Genomic DNA, 246 nt, shown 5'->3' with positions numbered 1-246 from the left:
ACCGCAGATCCACGTTGGGAATGTGTAAATATCCGTGCTTTATATGATATGCCAATCCCTGTTTCATTAAAACAGATCAAAGCTAATCCAAAACTAAAAAATATGGTCTTGGTCAATGTCAGCCGTTTATCCGTACAACCCGTCACAGAAGATGAATGGAGAGAAGTCTGTTTGATGGGCAATCTTAAGAGAGCAAGAGAGTAATTTACAATTATAATTCATCATCTTTGATATTGCATGAGACCA

1 protein-coding gene is annotated in these 246 nt (G+C 37.4%); it reads left to right on the top strand.

What is annotated here, in order from left to right; all coding sequences use genetic code 11:
• A partial coding sequence (locus ACFIO5_RS13055) for an EVE domain-containing protein (RefSeq protein ID WP_375705640.1) occupies positions 1–204 on the top strand: 204 nt, incomplete at its 5' end.
• Positions 205–246: the final 42 nt, after the last annotated feature.

Source organism: Bartonella sp. AA86SXKL (assembly GCF_042196885.1).
The sequence above is the reverse complement of the archived record's forward strand: the minus strand, read 5'-3'. Positions and strand labels throughout refer to the sequence as shown.